This window comes from Campylobacter concisus (assembly GCF_002913765.1).
In the GTDB taxonomy this organism is placed as follows: Bacteria; Campylobacterota; Campylobacteria; order Campylobacterales; family Campylobacteraceae; genus Campylobacter_A; species Campylobacter_A concisus_BB.
The window spans coordinates 1-469 of sequence record NZ_PPCH01000029.1 but is presented as its reverse complement, the minus strand read 5'-3'; the positions used below and the strand labels follow the sequence as shown (position 1 = coordinate 469).

General features: G+C 37.1%; 1 protein-coding gene. It reads right to left on the bottom strand.

Going from position 1 to position 469, the window contains the following annotated elements; translation table 11 throughout:
• A partial coding sequence (locus tag CYO89_RS10435) for a hypothetical protein (RefSeq protein WP_219809431.1) occupies positions 1-469 on the bottom strand: 469 nt, incomplete at both ends.

Here is a 469-nt window from a genome sequence, read left to right as displayed (position 1 = left end):
TGTTGTTTTACCAGCATCTTTGTCACCAGCTTTGTTTTCATCATCAGAAATTTTGCCATCTTTGTTTGTATCTTCTGGGAATTTAATTTCTGGGTTGCTTGGTTTTCTGCTAAATTCGCTGTCAAGTGTAAGTGTAGCTTTTGATGAGTCGCTAACATTGCCAGCTTCATCAGCAAATCTATACTCTGGAGTCTCATATTTTCCATCTTTTAATTTGTTGATACCAACATTAAATGTAGCTTCAAATCTACCATCTTTGATCATCTCATCAGTAATCTCAACAAATTTAACCCAATTACCTTTGCCATCGATTGATTGGATCACATCGCCAGCTTTTACGCTACCATCTGTTGGGATGTCGATAACCCAGTGAGCTTTGCCATCTTTTATAGCAGCTACTTCAGCAACGCTTAAAACACCGTCATTGTTTGTATCTTCTACAAATCTAACTTTTGGATTGCCTATTGTT